Below are 20,804 nucleotides of genomic sequence, written 5' to 3' on the forward strand. Positions count from 1 at the left end.
GGCATACTCCGTGCGTGATCTTGCATTTTCTCGCACATCCGCCCGGCCACCTCGGCATATTCCGTGCGTGATCTTGCACTTCCTCGCACGACACCGGCCTGACCTGTGATGGTCAGTCCCCGCCGGGTGCTTTCGACGGTCAGCACCTGTTGATACGTGAGTTGTTCAGGACGATGTTGCGGATCACGATGTTGTTGCCGCAGGGATTCTCGTTGATCGCCGAATTGGTCAGGGTCAGGTTCTGGATGGTGATGTCGGAGGAGACCGGAAACTCGCTGCGCGAGGCGATCCGTACGTCGGAGCCGTTGACCGAGCCGCTCTGGCCGGCGAGCGTGACGTTGTAGCAGTTCTCGATCAAGATCGAGTTACTGCCGGTCTGCGCGATGTCCAGCCGGTCGATGACCGCGCCGCCGCTCTCGGAGACGCAGAAGATGCCGCGTCCGCCGCCGCGGGCGATCACCTGGCCGACCCGGATGTTCGTGGGATAGCCGTTGCCCACCCGGCCGTTCCGGTTGGCCATGCGGAATGCCGCGTATCCGGTGCCGGTGCCGGCGCCCTGAGCGTCGACCAGGTCCACCGTGGCGTTGATCGTGTCGTTGAGCAGCAGCCCGGAGTAGCCGGTGTTGCGTGCGGTCACCGTACCGATGGTCAGGCCGTCCACACCGTAGGTCTCCACCCCGTGCGCGCTCGTTCCGGAGACGTAGACGTTGTCGATCCGCACGTTCCGGGTCCGCTCGCTACGGTCACCGTGGTTGTCGATGCGGATGCCGAGACCACTGGACAGCCGCAGGTCGATCTGGCCGAGGGTGATGTTGGTGCCGTTGCGCACGAAGATTCCGTACAGCGGGGAGCCGGTGACGGTGAGGTGCTGGACCTCCACGTCCCGCACGCCCCTGGCGTACACGACCGCCCGGTCGCCCGAGCCGGAACCGGTCACGTTGACGGTGCCGCAGACGTCCAGCACGGTGTAGCTGGGCAGGGACAGCCGCGCCCCGGCGCTCATCGAGCCCGAGCCCCGCACCACGACCCGCTGCTTGTACGTACGGCCCGGCGTCAGGCTGTTGACGGCCGCCTGCATGGCCGAGAGCATGTCGTTGCCGGTGTACACGGTCTGGCCGCCGTTGCGTGCGGTCCAGGTGCCGCCGTTCAGCACCGCCTCGGCGTCGAACCCGCCACCGCCGCAGTTCCCCGGGTTCGGCGTGCCACCGCCGCCGTCGATCTTGATGAGTTGCCACTGTTGGTTGGTGCCGCCGGTGTCGGCGTATTGGGAGATGCGGCCGCCGTCGGCGGTGGACCATTCCCATACGTCCAGGGCTTTGCCGCTGTTGCGGTTGATGAGTTTGATGTGGCCGTTGTCGGTGTCGACGGCTCGGAACTGCTGGTTGGCGCCGTTGTTGTCGGTCCATTGGACGAGTTCGGCGCCGTCGGCGGTGGATTTGCTGGCGATGTCGAGGACTTTGCCGCTGTGGCGGGACTTGAGCCGGTAGTAGCCGCCGCCGGAGTCGACGAACTGCCATTGTTGCCAGGCGCCGTCGTTGCGTGTCCATTGCACGATGGGGGCGCCGTCGTTGGTGGCGAGGTTGTAGACGTCGATCGCTTTGCCGCTGTGCCGGCTGACCAGGACGTACCAGGCGTTGGTGTCGATGGTGGCGGCGGCGGCCGCGCCGGCGGTCACGACACTCTGACACACGGCCAGGAGCAGGGCGACCACGAGCGTCGTGACGGCTCGGGCAGAGCGGAAAGACGGCTTTATCGCCCTCTGTGGAGGGCCTCCTGCCGCCTTGCCCGGCCAGGGCAGCCGGAGCAGGCGATGGCCGGGCTTCGACCGACGCGTCGTCGGATTGGATGGGGGACTTGCGGTACTCATCAGAGCGCGTTCCTTTCTGGTGGGAGGACCGATGGGCACACGTGCCGACGCGGCGCGGAGTGAGCGCCACGCGGTGTCGGTCACCGTGTGTCGGAGGCGGCGCACCCACGCCTAGTGATAGCGCTAACACTCACCTGATGCGTTCGTATCTGACCGAATAGGTATTTCGCCGATGCCGCCAGGCTTTCGCCAAATATTGACGATGAAGCCTCCGGCAGTCAAGGATCGGCGGAGGCTGCCAGGTCAGGGTGTGAAACTTTCACCGCACCCGGCTTGGACGGGGCGCGGGAGCCCGCGACATTTTCCGGCGCGCTGATCGTGTCGTACGGCGAAACGCCGAAATTTCGGGCACGGGATCGTACCCTGCTCAGGGTTTCGGCGACTTCGCCGGCCTGCGGGTCGAAACGGTCAAGGCCAAGATCGCGGCTCGCCCTGACGCGGCGATGGAGACCTCGGAGTTTCACCGACCGGTCTCGATATCGCACGCCGCTTGAGGTCGAGCATGACCGATCAGGCACGCCGTCCGAGCCCGTGCCGTTGATCGGCCGCTTCACCGTACGGGCGTGCCCGTCGCCCCCGTGGGGAACTCTTCGATGCCGAGTACCCGCAGCAGTTCCAGCCGTTCGCGGGTATCGGCGTCCGCCGGGGTGAGCACCAGCAGTTGCTGACCCTGGTCGGGAGTGACCAGTGTCTCGCAGTCCATCAGCAGGCGGCCCACCCGTGGGTGCAGTATGGTCTTGCGGTCAGCGCGCCGGACCGCCACCTCGTGCTCGGCCCAGAGCCGGCCGAAGTCGGCGCTCGCAGTCCGCAAACGGCCGACGAGTCCGGCAACCGTACGGTCGCCGGACCGGCGGCCGGCGGCCGCGCGCAGGTCCGCCACGAGCTGACGGGCCTGATGCTCCTGCTCCTCGGGCGGGCAGACGGCGCGCGCGGCGGGCTCGGTGAACCAGCGGTACACGATGTAGCGCCGGTCGCCGGAGAAGCCGGTGTGATCGCCCGTCAGCAGGACGGCCGCCCGGTTCTGGGCGAGGGTCTCGCCCAGGTCGGACACCACCAGGGCCGGGGTGTCGCCGAGCAAATCGAGCAGGCGCATCAGGCCGGCGCGGGCCAGGCGGGCCACCTCGTCGGCGGGCGGGGGCCGGTGGCCGGCCAGGTGGAACAGGTGATCGCGCTCGTCGTCGGACAGGCGCAACGCCCGGGCCAGCGCGCCGAGCAGCTGGGTCGAGGGCTGACTGCTTCGGCCCTGCTCGAGCCGTACGACATAGTCCACCGACATGCCGGCGAGCCTCGCCACCTCTTCCCGGCGCAGGCCGCTGGTGCGGCGGCGAGGGCCGTCGGCGAGGCCCACCTCGGCCGGCCGGATCGCCTCACGGCGGCGGCGCAGGAAGTCGGCGAGCTGGTCACGTTGCATGGCTTCATACTGCCTCGCGGCCGGCGGGCCGAGCCAGGGAGCGGCTCTCCCATGATGAACGCTCCGCTTCCGTGCGTCCCGGCCCGGGCTCAGGGTTGGGGGGACGACACCGAGAACGAGGGAGAACGTGATGCAGAGACGAACCCTGGGCCGCACAGGACCGACCGTTTCCGCACTGGGCCTGGGTGCGATGGGCATGTCGGACGCTTACGGCGCGACCGACCGCACGGAGAGCATCGCCACCGTGCACGCCGCGCTGGAGAGCGGCGTCACATTGATCGACACCGGCGACTTCTACGCCATGGGCCACAACGAGTTGCTGCTCGCCGAGGCGCTGCGCGGCAGGGATCGCGACAGCTACAAGCTGAGCGTCAAGTTCGGCATGCTGCGAGGGCCGGGCCACGAGTTCAGCGGGCATGACAGCCGTCCCGAGGCGGTGAAGAACTTCCTGGCCTACTCGCTGACCCGGCTGGGCACCGACCACATCGACATCTACCGTCCCGGCCGACTGGACCCGGCGGTACCGATCGAGGAGACGGTGGGCGCGATCAAGGAGATGATCGACGCCGGATACGTGCGCCACATCGGGCTCTCGGAGGTCGATGCGGCGACGATCCACCGGGCGCACGCCGTGCATCCGATCGCCGACCTGCAGATCGAGTACTCACTGATCTCCCGCGCGGTGGAGGCGGACGTTCTGCCCACACTGCGGGAGCTCGGCATCGGCCTGACCGCGTACGGCGTCCTGGGCCGCGGCCTCATCTCCGGGCACTGGAGGGCCGGCCACACCGCCGGCCCCGGGGACAGCCGCGGCTTCAGCCCGCGGTTCTCCGGCGGGAACGTGGAGCACAACCTCGCCCTCGTGGACGCTCTGCGCCGGGTCGCCGAGGCGAAGGGCTGCACCGTCGCCCAGTTGGCCATCGCCTGGGTGGCCGCACAGGGCGAGGACATCGTGCCGCTGGTCGGCGCTCGCACCCGCCAGCGGCTGGCCGAGGCGCTGCCCGCGATGGATCTGAACCTCACCGCGGACGACCTCGCAGAAATCGAAAAGGCGGTGCCGCCGGGCGCGGCCCGCGGTGACCGATACCCGTCCGCGTTCATGTCCAACCTCGGCGTGGGCAACTGAGCCCTGCTCTCCGGCGGGACCCGCCCCAGCGCGGGTCCCGCCGAGAAGTCGGCACCCTGGGCGACTCTGGTCAAAGCTGGAGAGCGGGGTGTGGGGAAATCTCACACGCCGATTCGGGAAGAGACCGACGGAAAGGGACCTGGCCATGGGCACCTCGCCGACGGTCGACTTCACCCGGGACGGCGGCCCGGGGCAACGGGCCGGTGCCGACACCGGACACCGCGCCCCAGGCCGACCGCACCGACACAGGGCCGATCACAGCAGCGTCAGGCGGGCTCTTGCCGTCCTGAGCTGGGAAAATAGTGCTGTTGCCGCCCCGGCGGTACGTGCGTCGCGCGCATCATCCCTGGGTCCGCTCACCACGCAGCACCAGCCCGATCACAACCAGCGCCCGGCGGCAAGTCTTGTGCTTATCGCTTGTTCGGATGCGGTGGCTGTGATCATGCTGATCTGGCGGACCAATGACCGTCCCCTCGGCAATGCCTTCTACGGGGTGCTGGTCATGCGCGTGCTGGCCTTTCCCCTGTCTCTTGCGGCTGGCTCTCTGGGGGTGCTGAAGGACGCGATCACCGGTGAGCAACAGGATGGCCCCGTCTACGCTTGGGACTACGCCTACGGTTGGGATTACGTCCTGCTGTCCTGGCCGGGAATCGTCAACGCCGTGGTCTTGGCCCTTCCTGCTGATGTGGCGGCGTACCCGTTCGGTGGGGCAAGTCATGGGCTGGGTCCTGGCTGCGGCAGTGATCGTGGTGGGAATGCCGATCATCTTCGATGGGTGGGCGCCGGGCCGGCCGTACGGCTGGCCGTTCCTCGTGTACGGGTTGGCTATGGTCATCGGACTGATCGCCAGGCGTAAGTACGTGCCTAAGGAGGCCGATAGCCGAGGCGCGTAGTGCGCCTTTGCGGAACGCATCATCTGTGGCGACGCGGCGCCAGTGCGGCGCGTCGATAGGTGCGGTGGGGACGGCGGTTGGCGGGCGGGCGATGGGCCGCAGTGCGGCGGCGCGCCGCGCTGCCGCCTTGACCTGGAGTCCGGGACGGTTCCAACAGCCGCAGAAACAATCAAGGCCCGGGTTGGAATCATCTCCCTGACCTGGGCCTTCGTGCGTGGAGCGGGTGACGGGAATCGAACCCGCGCTATCAGCTTGGGAATCGCATGGATCACGCCTCGTAGGGCGGCTGACCTGGGCGTCGGCGGGTCATGAGTGACCGTGGTTGCCCCTTGACCCCCTGGCCCTGGTCTGCTCGGCTTGTCCCGGGTCGATTGCGACGGGATGATCAGGCTCCTACCCCAGCCCCTACGGACTTCGGCGATGTGCGGGCGATCACCCTGGAACCGGAGCGCCCCCGCCGGAGGCTTCTTGTCACCCATCAGTCGCCTATCCGCCTCCGACCCGGCCGCGCGCCCTCGCCGCGCGACGAGGCCCGGCCCTCACCTCTCCCGGCTCTGGTAGGTGGCACGCAGGTCGATCAGCTTCTCCCTGGCCACTTCATCCAAGGCCCGGCGCAGATCCTGGTCCTCTTCCCAGGTGGCCTCCGCGCACAAGACCCTGGCCGCCTCGTGCGGCTCGGCGTCGCGTACCACGTACCGGACGGTGTCGCCACATACGCGCCTGTCGTGGTCGCGGCGCAGGATCGTTACGATGCCGGAGACGAGGATTTGCCCGGTCCACGGGTTTCTGGCCAGAACCTGCCGATCCACTGTCAGCCCGTCGTCCATGAGCTCGCCGCCGAGCATGTCGTCCTCCCACCGCCACACGCGGCGGCTGACACCCGCCGGTACATAGAGGGAGCCGCGGCCTTCGATGGGCACCGAGAACGTCTGCGTGTCGCCGCGGCACAACTCCTTGGCGATGCGGTCGCCGTCGGCGTACTCGCGCAGCCGATCCTCGTCCAGGTCGCGCCTGGAGAACATGCCCCACCGCGACTGCTCGGCGTAGTAGCGGTCGATCAGCGGATCCTTGAACCGCCCCGCACGCGCCCGCGGCGGGGTGCAGGAGGCCAGGGTGAGGTCTGCGCCGTCCTCGATGTCGGCCCCGGCCGCGCGCAGCAACTCGTGAACGGTGACGCCCCTTTCCTCGGCCTTGCGGCGCAACCTGCGCAGCCGGCCGTCGAAGGTGTCCAGGTCGGGGTCCACACGCAGCGACGCCCAGTCCGTCGCCGCTGAGACCGGCACCGGCACCTCCCGCCGCGCCGGCGGTTGCGTGAGCTGCTCGGGCTCGAGGTCGATCGAGTAGTACAGCACTCCGCGCGCGATGTAGGAGAACGGCGCCGCGTGCGTGATCGGGTCGAAGACATCCCGGATCGGCCAGAACCTCAGCAGCCATGCCTCCTCGCACTCACCTGTGGCATGCCCGTCGCCTGGCTCGGGTTCACGCAGGTACATGTCCACGCCGTACTCGAAATGCGGCGGCCCGATCAGGAAGTCATGCCCCCTGCCGTCCATCATCGAGACGATCGCGACCACACCGCTCTCCGCGACGAACGTCGTCGAACTGACCGGCGTCCACGAGGCGTCCGCTGCCCCCGGCTCGGCGTCCCAGGACTCCAGGCGCACGGCCGCGACGAAGTGGTAGATCTCATCGGTCGGGGAACTCCACTCCGGCAGGTCGGTGCCGTCCAGCCCGAACGTGTTGTACTCGACGTAGACCTCGTCGTCGAGCCTCCGCAGCAACTGTGCCATGTCAACGCCTTCGCCTTGTTGGTGATCACCCTGGCTTGGCGGAGTATGGCCCACCGCACTGACAATCCGAGCCGTGCCGCACACAGCCTGATCTTGAACGCTTCAGGCCGCGGAAACTGATCGCCCATGAATCGCCCGATACAAGGAAGCCTCGGGACGGCCCTCACCGGCTCCGACGCATCCCATTCTTGCTTCGACCCTGACCTCTGCGAACGACCCGCATTGCCGAGCTCCTTCAACCGGCTCAAGCAGTCCCCAGGCTGACGACTCGCTACGACAAGACCGCGCCGTCTTCGGCGTCGAACTCCCGTCGGAGTAATTCGAGGTCGTCCATGGCGCACAGGATGCACGGTTCGCGCTGGTGTGGCGGCGGTGACTCGGCGGGCCCGGCCGGGACACTCGAGCAGCGAGGAGGACGAGACCGGATGACCCCCATGTGGTCTTCCCTGGACTGTACCGCTCAGGAGCTCAGTGGACCTCAGGGCACTCGTCGTGAAGCAAATGGAGGCGTTGAAGGTCCCGTAGTGCATTCACGGGGAATGGATGCCTCACCCACTTCGACTGATAGCCTTCTTCGCCATGGTCCCTCAGGACGCCTGCAGCAGCAGTGATCGCCGCATGCGTTAGGCGTGATTTTGGCTGACGGGATTTCCACAGGAGCAAGCCGGCCGAGTCAGGTAGGTCGAACGACTCGGCTGCGTCACCAAAGCGGTAGATTGAGATCTCGACGGCTTCCCCTTCTGGCAGCAGGACCCAGCGGTACTCGACTGGCTCGCCTTCGAAGGAGAAGCGAGGAGTCTTCACAGGGCCATAGAGAGCTATTACGCCGTAGAGAAGATCCGCCAGGGCGTCAGTGAGATAGCCGACTGCCATACATAGGTCGGCAGACCCGTCATCAACGCGGCACCTAGCCCAGCCATAGTCGCTAAGCTCCCAATCGAGATTCAGTCCCTTCGTCATGTGCATCTCCGTGTTCGCTGCGCGCTCGCACAGGCCGTCCTATCGGACCTTTCGCCGCCATCGTGCCATCTGAGAGTAAGCAGCCGGGGCGACGAGGCAGGGGCGGAGCGTCCTTGAAGAGTATTGGCCCTGGCCAGGGGCGGTGTGGGCCTGTGTACTACGCGGGATGCTCTGGTGCGTGCCGTTGGGCGGGCGGCCCGAGCTGCTGGCGGCCGGGACCGGTCCCCAGGCCGCATGCCCGGCCGCCGAGCGGGCGCAGGGCCGCGAGGCGGCGCGAAGCGCCGCCCTTGATTTTCACAAGCGTAATTCGGCAATTTTTCGACTGCGCGCGAATGAGAAGCAAGAAAGCTAGAGAATCTCACTCTCTGCGGACCGGCTTACTTCGTCTTCTTTTGGTGAGTCTGATAATCGGTCACTATTGTCGAGAGGGCGCCTAATGGGTAAGCCAAGAAGCTAAGTGCAACACCTTTCTCGATGGCCCCAAACTCGCTATTCAATGCATAAACGTCTTTAAGTAATCCTGTAGCATGTGCCGAGTCTGGGACGGAATCTCTCGGTAGTACCCATATTGCGGCCAGTAAAATATAACCTACTGCGAGAGGGGTGCGTATATCGCGGACTCCGGGTAGAAGATTCCCGAGCATTCGTACTATTCCTCGTGGAGTTTTGAGAGAGGTCCCGAAGGGAGATCCCGATGGCGGGTACGCCTGTTACAACCCCCTGCGGCGTGATCAGTCGAGCAGCTCGGGGCGGCGTATATCTAGTGCCCGCCGGGCCATGATGCACCGCTCGTGAAACTCCTGGATGAGGGCTTCGCGACGGTAGCGCTGGCGTAGGACGCGGTCCAGGTCTCCGGCTCGGGTTACGAGGTCGGTGAGGGACTTGCGTTCGATGTCGAATGCGGCCATGCCTTGTTCTACGGCGGCGTCGAGGTCGCCGCGTCGGGCGTGGACGATGCCGAGATCTATGTGAGCGTCGGCAACCCGCATCGGTGCGTTCGATGTGCCGTCCGGGCGGGTGTGCATCTGGATTATCTCCAGTGCGTGTTCCTCGGCCCGGTCGTTTTCCTCCAGCCAGGTGTACGCGGTAGCGGCGTAGAAGACCCACTTGGCGTGGTCGAACACGAAGTGATGATCCGGGTTGTCGGGGAGTGGGAACTTGGCGAGGATGTCGGCTCCGCATGAGAGTGCCTTGTCGGCTTCGCGCCGGTCTCCGATGCGGGCCAGGCCGCGGGCTTCCTGCAAGGTGAGTTGAACCTGTGCGCTGGATTGGCCGGCGACTGCCTGCCCCTGGCGGGCGGCGGTGACCACGTCTTCGTATCGGCCTTCGACGAGGGCGAACCACGCGGACATCTCGTGTGCCCATCCCATGAGTTCTCCGTGCCCGACCGACCCATCTCGAACGCAGCCCGTCGCGCCGTCTCGGCCTCTTCGCGCTCGCCCAGGTCGTAATGCACACAGCCGAGCAAGGCCGTCAGCTATCCCGTGATGACGAGCAATTCGCGGTGCTGGTCGAGTGTCAGACGACTGGACAGCAGCCGCGTCACCTGCGCAAGGCGCTTTTGCGTCCGGTCGCGCAGCGTGGCGGCGGGAACGACCGGATAAGCACGGCAGAGCAAATCGACGGCCTCGGCAAGGGCCTCCAGGGTGCCGGCTCCGACATCGGATGCCTGGAGTTGTTGGGCGAGTTCCATCGTGCCGTACAGATCGACCTCGGCCCGGAGCGCGTCCACGGGCATGATCTGGGCCTCGATAAGGCGGCTATTTCCGTTCCCTCTCTTCACGGGGGAGAAGTCGAGATCTTCGGGCTGGAGTCCGGTGGCCTGAGTCAGCGCGAGGCGGAACGGTGCGCGGGGCCAGGAGACTTCCCCGGCCTCCCATCACCGCTGAGCTGGTCTAGGCTCAAGCTTGGTAAAACAACCTGTCGGCTGCTGGACGGTCGTGTGTCTCTAGAGTCCGTGCCCCCGAAGTATGCACAGCTTGTGCAGACGCTTCAGCGGCGTATCGAAGCGGGCAACTACCCTCCCGGATCTCTTCTCCCCAGCGAGAACCGGTTGATCCAAGAGTTCGGCGTCTCTCGGCCGACCGTCGTGGCCGCCCTGCGCGTGCTCCGCGAACAGGGGTGGATTGAGTCCCAGCAAGGCAAGGGCCGTTTCGTGCGGGGCCGTCCCGCGCTCGCCTCGGTCGAGCGACCTCGGCCCGGTCACGCCTACCTGACCACCCCCGAAACACGGTTGCCCGGTGAGCTCCTGGAGGCCGGGGCGGTGGCCGTACCGAACCGGGTTGCCGCGCTGCTCGGTCTGTCCCCCAAGAGCAAGGTGTTCCTTCGCCGGCGCCTGGTGTCCCGTGGGGATGAGCCATCCGAGATCGTGTCGCTGTGGCTGCCGCTGGACCTGTCGGAGGGGACCGACCTGACAAGCGCGCAACCGCTCGCACAGGGGATACGTGATCACGTGCAGGCGCGCAAGGGTGTCCGCTTTGATCACGTGGTCGAGCAGATCACCGCACGAAAGCCCAGCGCCGAGGAAGTCAAGCAACTCGGCATGCCCAAGAACACGCCGGTTCTTGGCGTCTACGCGGCCGTACGCGATCCCGGCGGGCGTCCGCTTGCCGTGCTCGCCGTCGTGCTGCCCGCCGACCGTCACGAGCTGGAAGACGCCTACCCAATCGGCTGATCATAGGGACATGAAGTACGTCGACATCAATGCCACGGTCAATGGCCTTGATGGAGTCCTCGATCCCTCCGAGTACCTGCGGCGGCTACCCGCCCTCGGCGCTCGTCTGCCCCAAGGGGCGCGCGCGTTCGCGATGGCTGCTGGGCACTTCGACTTCTCGAATCCACGGTGCACGAAAGATCTCGCCCTCGAACGTGTCTGCTTCGGCGGCGACGAGGCCGAGAGATGGATGGAAGTCGGCTTCTTGCACAACTGCTGGAAGCACGAGGAGGACCTGACCATTCGATACGAGGGTGTTTCCGCCTTCACACTCGACATCTCGCAGTCCACCGATCACCAGAGCGTGGTCATCGTGGACGAGATCCTGCCGCACGCCGACGGATGCAGTCATGAGATCGCGTTCCGGCCAGGAACCATCGCCGTGACGTGCCGGGACCTAACAGCTATCTGGACTGAGGCCGACTGCCCCGACCAGGGCCGACGCCATGGAACTCCACCTTCCTTCAGCCTGGGCGCTTGACCTAGACGATCAATTCCTAATTGATCGGGTCATGCGGCCCCAGCTCACAGACATGGCGAGGGTGTCCAAGATCTGCTGCGCCGGTCTGGCTCGGCTGCCCGGCCGCCCGTCCCGGCTCAGTCACTCCGAGTTGATCTGCCTGGCGGTGATGCAGACCCTGCTGGGCTTCCACTCCGAGGCCCGCTGGCTGCGCTACGCGCGCAAGCATTACGGGCACCTGTTCCCGTTCCTGCTCCAGCAGCCGGGCTACAACAAGCGGGTCCGCGCCGCGTTACCGCAGATCAAGCGGATCACCCGGGTGCTGGCGCGGGATACCGACTTCTGGCACGACACGGTGTGGGTCACCGACTCGACCCCCGTGCCGTGCGGGATGTCACGGCCCACGGTGCTGCGCTCGGAGCTGGCCGGCTGGGCGAACTACGGTTACTGCGCGTCCCACTCGCGATTCTTTTGGGACCTGCGGCTGTATCTGGTGTGCACGCCGGCCGGGATGCCGATCCTGTGGGCGCTGGCTGATCCGAAGCTCGATGAGCGCGAGGTGTTGGCGGCGATGCTGGAGGTCGATGCTGATCTGGTCGCCGAGCGTCCGGGGCTGCTGCCGATCGCCGACAAGGGGTTCGCCTCCAAGTGCGTCGTGGTCGTCCTGGCCGTCATCCTCCCAGAAACAGACCGGGCAGATCTCGTAGCCTCCACGCTCTCGAAGGTTGAGGTAGCCACAGCACGGACAGGCGTACGCCCGATTACGAGGAGGGCGACGGACGCTGTTATGCGATGCGGTGTCGGTGTACCACTCGAATCAGCGGAGCCGCCGGTCAAGCTCGTCGGGACTCGGCCTATCCGACCGTCTGGTCATGATGCCATTCTCCTCCGAAAAGACGTACCGGCACGCGTTCATGAAGGCCAGCGATCTGAACATGTCTAACCTGTCGGTGTGGGCACCGACATCTACGGCTACATCGAGGCTCGCCACCCGTCCGCTGACGAGGACTGGCACGACTGGGATGCATGGGCGGTGTCCATGCCCCTCTACCCGCTCTATGACGGCTGCGACTATGAGTTGTTCGGCTGCCTCTTCGGTGTTCGTAATCGGCTCGGCTGGACCCCAGTCGCGGCCGGCCGCGGTCTACCTGCCGACGCATCGAAACCTGTCCGTACTGACTATGAGGAGTCCGTCCGGATCGACGCCGCCATACATGGCTGTATCTGGGTTACATGGGCGGAGCTGCGTGATCTGGATATGACTGTGCGTCCCGCCGCTCGGGGGGTGCTTGATGTTCAGCCACGACATAGCTCGTCGATCAGTCGGTACCGGGTCGATGACCAGTGGCCCGAGAATGTCGTGGAGGAGTACGGCATGCCGCCGTTGGGTGCCTCGCCTGTCGAGGCTCCGATGGGTTGCTGGGAGGTTTCTGGAGCGGCGCTCGAATATCGCCCCGTGACGCGACTGGACGCACTGGGACCTGGCACCGGGTGGGACCACGTCTTTGTGGTGATGCAGGCGTTGGCGCAGCGGTTCGGGCCCGAAGGCGTGCGCTTGGTCGTCTGGTTCGACTGACGGCACTGCGATGGTCATGTCGACCGGTGGCGATACAGCACGACCCAGGCAAGGGAGAATCATCTGACCTGGGACTTCTCGCTGAGAGCGGGTGACGGGAATCGAACCCGCGCTGTCAGCTTGGGAATTGCATGGATCACGGCCCGTACGGGCGCTGACCTGGACGTGAGGCGGGTCATGAGTGACCGTGGTTGCCCCCTCGTCACCCTGTCTAATTGCACGCTAATTGCACGACGAAGTGCATTCGTTGCTGTTCGATCAGCTAGGGAAGTTGCTCTCGGAGCGTCAGCCACTGATCAAGCCTTTTCGCCGTCGGCGTCGTCGACAAATAGTCCCGGATGTATTGGGCTGGCCCCAGCAGGTTCTTGCACCGGCGGAGGGCCAGGATCTCTGTCCGGGGCCGCTGTTGCCAGTTGGTGGCCCACTCTGTGGCTTGCTCCAGTTGCAGAGGGAGGGCCGCCAGGATGTCCGCGGCGAGTGCGTCGGGGTTCCACAGGGATGAGCCCATGGGGCCGAGGTCGTTGATCAAACCTGCGCGCAGGTAGAAGCGGCTTGCATTGGCGCTGGTCGTATCTAGACCTGCGGCCTCGGCTCTGCCAATCGCATACATGGCCGTCTCTGCCCACACTCGCTGTCCTTCGCCCTGCTCGGTTTGACGGGCGTAAAAGCTGTTCAGCTCCCAGACGCTGAGCCAGTAGTTGATGAGGGTGGAAGGATCGTCGACCACGAGGTCACTTTCTCATGCGCGGCGCGGAAGCCTCCGCCTGCCTGATCACCCCGTGTGCCGTCTACCCCCCGAAGGGGACCCGGCGGCCTTGGTCTGCTCGGCTTGTCCCGGGTCGATGGCGGGCGGGGTGATCAGGCCCCTACCTCAGCCAGCTACGGCCAGCAACGCTGAGCAGGCCCTTAGCGATCACCCCGGAGCCGGAGCGCCCCCGCCGGAGGCATACTGATCGAAATCAGAATGGGAAACAGGAGTGAGGGCGGTCATGGGGGCATGGGGTGCTGGTCCGCTGGACAACGATGCGGCGGGTGATCTGCTTTTTGAGTTAGAGCAGGCCCGGGTGGAGGACCTGCCGGATCTGCTGCGGTCCAAGTTTGAATGTGTGATTGGTGTCCAAGGCGAGCTTGATAGCTGGGAGACCGATCAAGCTTTGGCCGGAGCAGCGCTGGTGGCCTACTGTCTTGCCGCGCAACGAGGGCATCCACTGGAGCTTGATGAAGACCTCGAGCCGATACGGCTTGAGGTCACGGAGGAGTTGAGGCATCAAGCTGAGCAGACGATTCGGCGGGCCCTGATGCCGGAGGACAACGAGTGGTACGACTTGTGGACGCAGTCAAACAAGATTGATGAGGCCGAGGCCGAGCTTAAGCCCTACCTGCGCATTCTTTCTGTCAGCGGATCCTGAAAACTGGCTCTGGCACTAATTTCGTGATCTTCCGGCGGAGGACTGCCGGTGGTGGTGATCATGTCGGGTGTCGATCTCGGAGTTGCTCGCGGTTCTCTTCCCCCACCTGGCCGACTTGGAGATCGACCAGGTGTACCGGTCCGGCAGGTCGGTACGGATCCGGGCCAGAACCCGCACATCGCAAGCAGCGTGCTCACGGTGCGGGACGGTTTCCCAACGCGTGCACAGCAGCTACGAGCGGCGGGTGTGCGACACCGCGGTCGGCGGCCAGGAGATAGTGCTTCACCTGCGGGTACGGCGGTTTCGGTGTGAGAACGACGACTGCGGCAGAAAGACCTTCGCTGAGCAGGTGACCGGGCTGACCGTCCGCTACGGCCGCTACAGCGTCCCGCTCCGCACGCTGCTGCAGACGATCGCACTGGCCTTGGGCGGCCGGGCCGGCGCCCGACTCACCCACCGCCTGGCCACCGCGGTCAACCGGATGACGCTGATCCGGCTGATCCGATCCCTGCCCGACCCCAAACCCGGCGATGGACCCCAGGTGCTGGGCGTGGACGACTTCGCCCTGCGCCGCGGTCACACCTACGGCACGATCCTGATCGACATCGCCACCAGCCAGCCGGTTGACGTGCTACCCGAACGCTCATCAGATGCGCTGGCCGCCTGGCTGAGCAAGCACCCCGACGTGGAGATCATCTGCCGGGACAGGGCCGGCTGCTATGCCGACGGCGCCGCCCGCGGTGCCCCGCAGGCGATCCAGGTCGCCGACCGGTGGCACATGTGGAGAAACCTCGGCGAGGCCGTCGAGCGGACCGTCACCAAGCACCGGGCCCACTTACGAGACCTGGTGGTCGCCACCTCACCGGGCGAGGTGCCCGCATCGGCGCCGGTCACCACCCCATCTGCAGGCGAGCTCGCTCCCTGCGAGCCGCGGTCGGACCGTCTGGCCGAGCGGACCCGCCGGCGGTATGCCCTCGTTCATCAATTGCTCACGCAAGGCCGTGACCTGCGCGCGATCGCCCGCGAGCTGAACTTGGCCCGCAATACCGTCCGCCGCTTCGCCCGCGCGAGCGATCCCGAGGAGTTGCTCGTGCACAACGGCACCGGCAAACGCCCCAAGATGATCGAGGAGTACGCCGGCTACCTGCGGCAGCGCTGGGAGCAGGGCTGCACCAACGCCGCGCAGCTCTACCAGGAGGTCACGGCCATGGGCTACGGCGGGACAGGCAGGTCGGTGCGCGAGTACGTCCGGCCCTGGAGATCCCAGATCGCCATCGTCCTGCCGCCACCACCGCCCACCGTCCGCCAGGCCACCGGCTGGTTCCTCCGCCACCCCGACACCCTCGAGGCCGACGATCACCAGCACCTGCAAACCTTGACCGCGGCCTGCCCGGCCCTGGCCGCGGTCCGCGAGCACGTCCGCTCTTTCGCCCAGATGATGACGCGGCTCACCGGCGACGGCCTGGAGCAGTGGATGAAGCGGATTCAGGCCGATGACCTGCCGGAACTGCACTCCTTCGTCACAGGACTACGCCGCGACTTCGACGCCGCCAAAGCCGGCCTGATCTTGCCTCACAGCTCGGGGAAGGTGGAGGGCCATGTCAACCGCATCAAGATGCTCAAGCGGCAGATGTATGGCCGGGCCAACCCCGACCTCCTACGCAAACGCATCCTCCTTGCCGACTGAGTCGGGTCAACGCACAGAATCAGTGCCAGAGCCAGTATCGGGAGTCCGTTGACACTTTCGGCGTAGGAGCGAGTGCAGGCGATGACGTCACGTCGTTGCCAGTTGCCCTGCGGTGGCGTGACGCTTGCCGTCGGCGAATTACTTTGGCACGGCGGTGTGCTGTGACGGGCGGCCCGAGCTGCCGGCGGCCGGGACCGGCCCCCAGGCCGCATGCCCGGCAGCCGAGCGGGCGACGGGCCGCGAGGCGGCGCGGAGCGCCGTCCTTGACCACGCGGGCCGCGCTGATCTATCAGCACACCGCGATGGAACGGAACCGGGCCATCGCCGACGCGCTCGGGAAGCTCGCCGAGGAGGCGCTGAGCAAGCAACATCCATACGGATCGGGCACGTAACGGGCACGGAAGCTCGACATGACCCCGAAAACAATCAAGGCCCGGGTCGGAAAAAACCCCTGACCTGGGCCTCTGTGCTTGGAGCGGGTGACGGGAATCGAACCCGCGCTATCAGCTTGGGAATTGCATGGATCATGTGTCGTAGGGGCGTTGACCTGGGCGTCGGGCCGGTCAGGAGTGACCGTGGTTGACCCCTCGTCACCCTGCTTAATGGCCCGCTAATGGCCCGACGATCAGCCTGTGACCTGGCCCTTCAATGCGCGGCGCGCACGCTCCGCCTGCCTGACCCCCCGGCCCTGGCCCGCTCGGCTTGTCCCGGGTCGATGTCGGCGGGATGATCAGGCCCCTACCTCAGCCCCCTACGGTCTTCGGCAATGTGCGGGCGATCATCCTGGAGCCGGAGCGCCCCCGCCGGAGGCACTTCTTTGTGCTCTGGGGTCGAAGGCGGTGACGCCGCCGTGTGCACCCAGGTAAGAAGTTCGTAGGTGCGCCCCTTGTCCGTCACCTGTTCAGGTGCTTCTTCTGTGAGCCGGAAACCGGCGCTGCGGACGACGGCGATGCTGGCGTGGTTATCCGGCTCGATCTGCGCGATCACGTTCGGCATGCCCAGAGATTGATGGGCGTACTCGGTTATCAGCCGGACTGCACGGCTCACCAGGCCTTGCCCCCTGTAGGCGACTCCGAGGCCGTAGCCAAGACTGCCGGTCTCCAGGTTCAGCAGGACCTCGCCTCGCGGGTGTTGTCCATCGACGGTGATGGCCAAGTGAAGGCGCTGGCCACTGACCTGAGTTCTCTGAATCATCTGCAGGTACTCGCCTGCAGCGGTCAAATCGAAGGGAGAGGGGAGCGGCGTGCGGTAGCTGATGTCAGGGGTGTCGAACAGTTCTACCATCGCGGGCACGTCGTGCTCGGTCCAGTGCCGCAGCACGATGCCGTACCCGGACAACGATGTGACGTCGGACGTACTCATGAATGCCTCCAGTAGCCAGAAGGGTGTGAACGCATTCTGTCGCGAGGTCCTCGGGGCCGAAGCCAATGGTCATGTTGGCTCTAATCCGCTGGGAAGCGACACCGCGCGGCCCGTGCCGACGGCGGCCGGGACCGGCCCCCAGGCCGCATGCCCGGCCGCCGAGCGGCAGGAGGGCCGCGAGGCGGCGCGGAGCGCCGCCGCTTGATCTCTATGAGCACAATTCGGCAGCGTCTATCTTTGCGGGTGTGTCCTGTCCCGCGACATGCTTGACACATCAGTCCCAGGACATGTTTGATAGGTGCCGTTGTCGGCCGATCTTTCGTGCGTCGTTTGCGGGTGGCGCACGTCAGGAGGCCGGGATTGGCCCTGGTCGATTTGTCGGTTGTCGAGCAGCGTTATCGGGCGGTTCTGGCGGTGCTCGCCGGTGCGAGCGTGACGGAGACCGCCGCGCAATTCGGAGTGTCGCGGCAGACGGTGCATTCCTGGCTGCGCCGGTATCGGGAATCGGGGCTGGCGGGGCTGGCCGACCGTTCCCGCCGTCCGATGTCCTCGCCGTCGCAGTTATCGCCGGAGGTGGAGGCGGTGGTGTGTGAGCTGCGGCGCGAGCACCCCCGATGGGGCCCGGTCCGCTTGGTGCACGAGGCCGAACGCCTCGGGGTGCGGCCGGTCCCGTCCCGGATGGGGGTGTATCGGGCGCTGGTGCGGCATGGCCTGATCACCCCGCGGCAGCGGCGCAGACGCCGGGAGGACTACCTGCGGTGGGAACGGCCGGCACCGATGGACTTGTGGCAGATGGACATCGTCGGCGGGGTGTTCCTGGCCGACGGCACCGAGGCGAAAATCGTCACCGGGATCGACGACCATTCCCGCTACTGCGTGATCGCCGCTGTAGTGGCCCGTCCCACCGGGCGGGCGGTATGCCTGGCCTTCGCCCACGCGCTACAGACCTTCGGCGTGCCCAATGAGGTGCTCACGGACAATGGCAAGCAGTTCACCGACCGGTTCGGCAAGGGCGGGGAGGTGCTGTTCGACCGGATCTGCCGGGACAACGGCATCACCCACCGGCTGACCCAGCCCCGCTCGCCGACCACGACCGGGAAGGTGGAGCGCTTCCACCAGACGCTGCGCCGCGAGTTGCTGGACGATGCGGTGCCGTTCGCCGACCTGGGATCGGCGCAGGCCGCACTGGACGCCTGGGTCGCCGAGTACAACACCCGCCGACCGCACCAGGCGATGGGGATGGCCTGCCCGGCCGAGCGATTCACGCCCAAGACCGACCCGCGGGAGGAGTTGCTGCCGCTGCGGCTGCCGGGAGCCCTGAAAGCGGTTAACGGGCAGGTTATCGCCCAGCCGCAGCCCGCACCGGCGTCGGATCTCGACACGCCGGCCCGCTCCGAGGACGGGCCAGGGGCCGACGCGCTAGCTGACGAGGTGGCGGCCCGGGCGTGGTCGGGCGGGCCGGTGGAGTTCGACCGCGTCGTGTCCGCCAGCGGGGACATGTTCGTGGCGGGCCGTCAGTTCTGGCTCGGCCCGGACCGGGCCGGGGTGACCGTGACGTTCTGGGCCGACACCGACGTCATCCACCTCCTGGTCGCCGGGGTCCGGCTGAAGAGCTTCCGCTCCCACCTGTCCAACGCGGACCTGGCCAAACTCGCCGCCAACGGGGGACGTGCGGCGGGGCCGGCGCCGCTGCCGTCGGCCGAGCCGGGTACCGCGGTGGAGGTCGACCGGACCGTCAGCCGATCGGGCACGGTCAGCCTGGCCGGGCGCGTCGTGCTCGCGGCCGAGATCCTTAACGGCCGTCGCGTCACCGTCCGGATCGAGGAGCACACCCTGATGTTCTTCGACCCCGAAACCCGGGAGTTGCTGCGCACCCGGCACAACCCGATCAGCTGGGAGCGGCTACGCCACTTGCGGGATGCCCGCCCGGCCGGGCCGCCACCCCGCCCGTCGGTCGAGCCGGTCACCGTGCAGCGGGTCGCCAGCAACAGCGGGGTCATCATGGTCGCCGGGCAGAAGGTCGCCCTCGGCCGCATCCACGCCCGCGCGATCGTGACCGTGCACGTCAGCGACACCACACTGACCATTGAACTGCCCGACGACACCCGCGTGGTCCGCCGCACCACGACCCAGCCCGTCCGCAGTATCAAAGCGGCCCGGCCCCGCAAGGCCGGTCATGTTTCCTAGAGTGCCCGTCAAGTATGTGGTGGGACAGAACTGTCAATCATGTCGTGGGACTAGACAGTGACGTGGCTGCGACTGAACTTTAAATGCGGCCGCGTAAGCTGTGTCTAATAGGTGCACTATTTTCTCGGAGCCCATTTTATCGCATTGCATGTAAGGCATCTCTTACTGTTGCAAGGCTGGCGAAGTCGGACGCTAAGGCAACAGGCTGCTCGAAGGATGTTAGGAACACATCCTCGACTGCCCTAGTTGCGCCTTGGCTGAAAGGCGCGGCTGCTAGAGATTCGAGTTGATGACGTACTCCCAATGACGTTGCGTGTCGCGAAGTGTAGATTAATTGACAAGCGCGGGCAACGATTACGTCACGGCTATTATGGGGGTGGTCGCGTGCAGCTTCTACGACTCTTGTGATGGCTTGCAGCCATCCTGCTTCAATGACATCCTCTAGGGATATCGGTGAAGCATGTATTGAGGCCCAGTACTCACTTTCCGCACGCTCGGCGCGGACGTTAGTCATATCCACCCTGAGAGGTTCCACGTTTGTAGGTGCTTGGTTCTCCCAGTTATATGGGTTCTTTGGGCCGTCGGCACCGCAGATCCACGGCGCGGCTGGATAAGGGAAGTCGTTCAGATCGCTAGGTAGGCTGGCTAGCCATATGGACCCAGCGAGTGCTTGTGCTATATCAATTGCCCATCTGGATGCAAGTGAGCCGGCAGCGGAGAGCTTGATGGCTACCACCAATGGCATCCAGCCTTCGGCCTCGATCAGTTCCGCTTCAAGGGCTTCTGCAACGTGCTCATCTTCTTCGGCATATAGAAAGTCCTCTGTCCACGCCACCTCGTCATTGAAGCGAAAGCCAAGAAGTGGCGGATTGGAGTTACGAGCAAGGCTGTCGATGGAACGTTCAGTTGCCGTGCTTAAGTGGCCGACAATGCAATTATGTCCGATGGTTACAGATTGCTCTGCGGCGAATATACCGCCAAGCGGCAAAGCTACAATGGAGTTCGAGAACATATTATTGGACAATAGCTTATCTGCTTGATTTTGCGAAATTTCTCCCGTCTTGACTCGTGAAGCATGGATCATAAGTGGCTGCCAAAGGTCATAGACGTCGGCCGTCGGCCCATCGGGCGACCGGACCCAAGTCTCACACGCTGCAAGCAGTCGGTTGGCACTATCGCTCGGGATTTGGACCCGCAGACCACTTGGCCGAGTCATATAGAAGGGGGAATCAGGGCCCTCGTCATCCTTGGCTGGGACAACTAAGTTAAAGCTGTGCTTGTTGGGCAGAATCAAGGATGTCGTGATGCATGAGTGCCATGCTTCACGAACCCTGTCGATGGGCGAAGTCACAATCCAACGGTA

Annotated in this window: 19 protein-coding genes and 1 pseudogene; 11 read left to right on the forward strand and 9 right to left on the reverse strand. The window is 65.7% G+C overall.

Going from position 1 to position 20,804, the window contains the following annotated elements:
• Window positions 1-139: 139 nt before the first annotated feature.
• Window positions 140-1,675 (reverse strand): RICIN domain-containing protein, encoded by a 1,536-nt coding sequence (locus ACQP1K_RS03705; protein WP_433499464.1) that lies wholly within the window; start codon window positions 1,673-1,675, stop codon window positions 140-142.
• 742 nt (window positions 1,676-2,417) lie between these two features.
• A complete protein-coding gene (locus tag ACQP1K_RS03710; RefSeq protein WP_433499465.1) occupies window positions 2,418-3,278 on the reverse strand; it encodes a helix-turn-helix transcriptional regulator in 861 nt (286 codons plus the stop codon).
• A gap of 130 nt (window positions 3,279-3,408) precedes the next feature.
• Between ACQP1K_RS03710 and ACQP1K_RS03715 the strand changes: the two genes are divergently transcribed.
• A complete protein-coding gene (locus ACQP1K_RS03715) occupies window positions 3,409-4,404 on the forward strand; it encodes an aldo/keto reductase (protein ID WP_433499466.1) in 996 nt (331 codons plus the stop codon).
• Between the two features lie 436 nt (window positions 4,405-4,840).
• Window positions 4,841-5,260, forward strand: a complete 420-nt coding sequence (locus ACQP1K_RS03720) for a hypothetical protein (RefSeq protein ID WP_433499467.1) — start codon at window positions 4,841-4,843, stop codon at window positions 5,258-5,260.
• A 576-nt stretch (window positions 5,261-5,836) separates the two neighbouring features.
• On the opposite strand, the gene ACQP1K_RS03725 is transcribed toward ACQP1K_RS03720, so the two are convergent.
• The 4 genes from ACQP1K_RS03725 to ACQP1K_RS03740 all read right to left on the reverse strand — a co-directional run bounded on the left by ACQP1K_RS03725 (window position 5,837) and on the right by ACQP1K_RS03740 (window position 9,779).
• Complete coding sequence (locus ACQP1K_RS03725; RefSeq protein ID WP_433499468.1) at window positions 5,837-7,087, reverse strand: hypothetical protein; 1,251 nt, start codon at window positions 7,085-7,087, stop codon at window positions 5,837-5,839.
• 468 nt (window positions 7,088-7,555) lie between these two features.
• Entirely contained in the window at window positions 7,556-8,047 is a 492-nt protein-coding gene (locus tag ACQP1K_RS03730; protein ID WP_433499469.1) for a hypothetical protein, read from the reverse strand.
• 731 nt (window positions 8,048-8,778) lie between these two features.
• A complete protein-coding gene (locus ACQP1K_RS03735; RefSeq protein WP_433499470.1) occupies window positions 8,779-9,399 on the reverse strand; it encodes a hypothetical protein in 621 nt (206 codons plus the stop codon).
• A 125-nt stretch (window positions 9,400-9,524) separates the two neighbouring features.
• Entirely contained in the window at window positions 9,525-9,779 is a 255-nt protein-coding gene (locus ACQP1K_RS03740) for a hypothetical protein (protein ID WP_433501684.1), read from the reverse strand.
• Window positions 9,780-10,028: 249 nt separating this feature from the next.
• Here ACQP1K_RS03740 and ACQP1K_RS03745 point away from each other — a divergent pair, with 249 nt between their 5' ends.
• The 4 genes and pseudogenes from ACQP1K_RS03745 (at window position 10,029) to ACQP1K_RS03760 (ending at window position 12,796) form a co-directional block, all read left to right on the forward strand.
• Complete coding sequence (locus ACQP1K_RS03745) at window positions 10,029-10,721, forward strand: GntR family transcriptional regulator (protein WP_433501476.1); 693 nt, start codon at window positions 10,029-10,031, stop codon at window positions 10,719-10,721.
• A 10-nt stretch (window positions 10,722-10,731) separates the two neighbouring features.
• Window positions 10,732-11,241: a hypothetical protein gene (locus tag ACQP1K_RS03750; RefSeq protein ID WP_433499471.1), complete on the forward strand. Its 510-nt coding sequence runs from the start codon at window positions 10,732-10,734 to the stop codon at window positions 11,239-11,241.
• A gap of 52 nt (window positions 11,242-11,293) precedes the next feature.
• A pseudogene (locus ACQP1K_RS03755) lies at window positions 11,294-11,869 on the forward strand (IS982 family transposase); the annotation flags it as partial.
• Between the two features lie 303 nt (window positions 11,870-12,172).
• Window positions 12,173-12,796, forward strand: coding sequence for a hypothetical protein (locus tag ACQP1K_RS03760; protein WP_433499472.1), 624 nt, complete (start codon window positions 12,173-12,175; stop codon window positions 12,794-12,796).
• Window positions 12,797-13,058: 262 nt separating this feature from the next.
• On the opposite strand, the gene ACQP1K_RS03765 is transcribed toward ACQP1K_RS03760, so the two are convergent.
• The gene (locus tag ACQP1K_RS03765; RefSeq protein WP_433499473.1) at window positions 13,059-13,523 is read right to left on the reverse strand and encodes a hypothetical protein; all 465 of its coding nucleotides are present in this window, start codon (window positions 13,521-13,523) and stop codon (window positions 13,059-13,061) included.
• Window positions 13,524-13,785: 262 nt separating this feature from the next.
• Here ACQP1K_RS03765 and ACQP1K_RS03770 point away from each other — a divergent pair, with 262 nt between their 5' ends.
• The 3 genes from ACQP1K_RS03770 (at window position 13,786) to ACQP1K_RS03780 (ending at window position 16,284) form a co-directional block, all read left to right on the forward strand.
• On the forward strand, window positions 13,786-14,205 hold the full coding sequence (locus ACQP1K_RS03770) for a DUF4259 domain-containing protein (protein WP_433499474.1): 420 nt from the start codon (window positions 13,786-13,788) through the stop codon (window positions 14,203-14,205).
• A 130-nt stretch (window positions 14,206-14,335) separates the two neighbouring features.
• Window positions 14,336-15,892 carry an ISL3 family transposase gene (locus tag ACQP1K_RS03775; protein ID WP_433501477.1) on the forward strand — a complete coding sequence of 519 codons (1,557 nt, stop codon included), beginning with the start codon at window positions 14,336-14,338 and terminating at the stop codon, window positions 15,890-15,892.
• 263 nt (window positions 15,893-16,155) lie between these two features.
• Complete coding sequence (locus tag ACQP1K_RS03780; RefSeq protein ID WP_433499475.1) at window positions 16,156-16,284, forward strand: hypothetical protein; 129 nt, start codon at window positions 16,156-16,158, stop codon at window positions 16,282-16,284.
• A gap of 346 nt (window positions 16,285-16,630) precedes the next feature.
• On the opposite strand, the gene ACQP1K_RS03785 is transcribed toward ACQP1K_RS03780, so the two are convergent.
• Window positions 16,631-17,254: a GNAT family N-acetyltransferase gene (locus ACQP1K_RS03785; protein ID WP_433499476.1), complete on the reverse strand. Its 624-nt coding sequence runs from the start codon at window positions 17,252-17,254 to the stop codon at window positions 16,631-16,633.
• A gap of 25 nt (window positions 17,255-17,279) precedes the next feature.
• Between ACQP1K_RS03785 and ACQP1K_RS03790 the strand changes: the two genes are divergently transcribed.
• Together ACQP1K_RS03790 and ACQP1K_RS03795 are read left to right on the forward strand one after the other, a co-directional pair.
• The gene (locus ACQP1K_RS03790; protein ID WP_433499477.1) at window positions 17,280-17,459 is read left to right on the forward strand and encodes a hypothetical protein; all 180 of its coding nucleotides are present in this window, start codon (window positions 17,280-17,282) and stop codon (window positions 17,457-17,459) included.
• A gap of 170 nt (window positions 17,460-17,629) precedes the next feature.
• Window positions 17,630-19,441, forward strand: a complete 1,812-nt coding sequence (locus ACQP1K_RS03795; protein WP_433501478.1) for an IS481 family transposase — start codon at window positions 17,630-17,632, stop codon at window positions 19,439-19,441.
• Window positions 19,442-19,577: 136 nt separating this feature from the next.
• On the opposite strand, the gene ACQP1K_RS03800 is transcribed toward ACQP1K_RS03795, so the two are convergent.
• Entirely contained in the window at window positions 19,578-20,792 is a 1,215-nt protein-coding gene (locus tag ACQP1K_RS03800; RefSeq protein ID WP_433499478.1) for a hypothetical protein, read from the reverse strand.
• Between the last annotated feature and the right edge of the window lie 12 nt (window positions 20,793-20,804).

Origin of the sequence: Sphaerimonospora sp. CA-214678 (assembly GCF_050942215.1) — a bacterium.
Taxonomy (GTDB): domain Bacteria; phylum Actinomycetota; class Actinomycetes; order Streptosporangiales; family Streptosporangiaceae; genus Sphaerimonospora.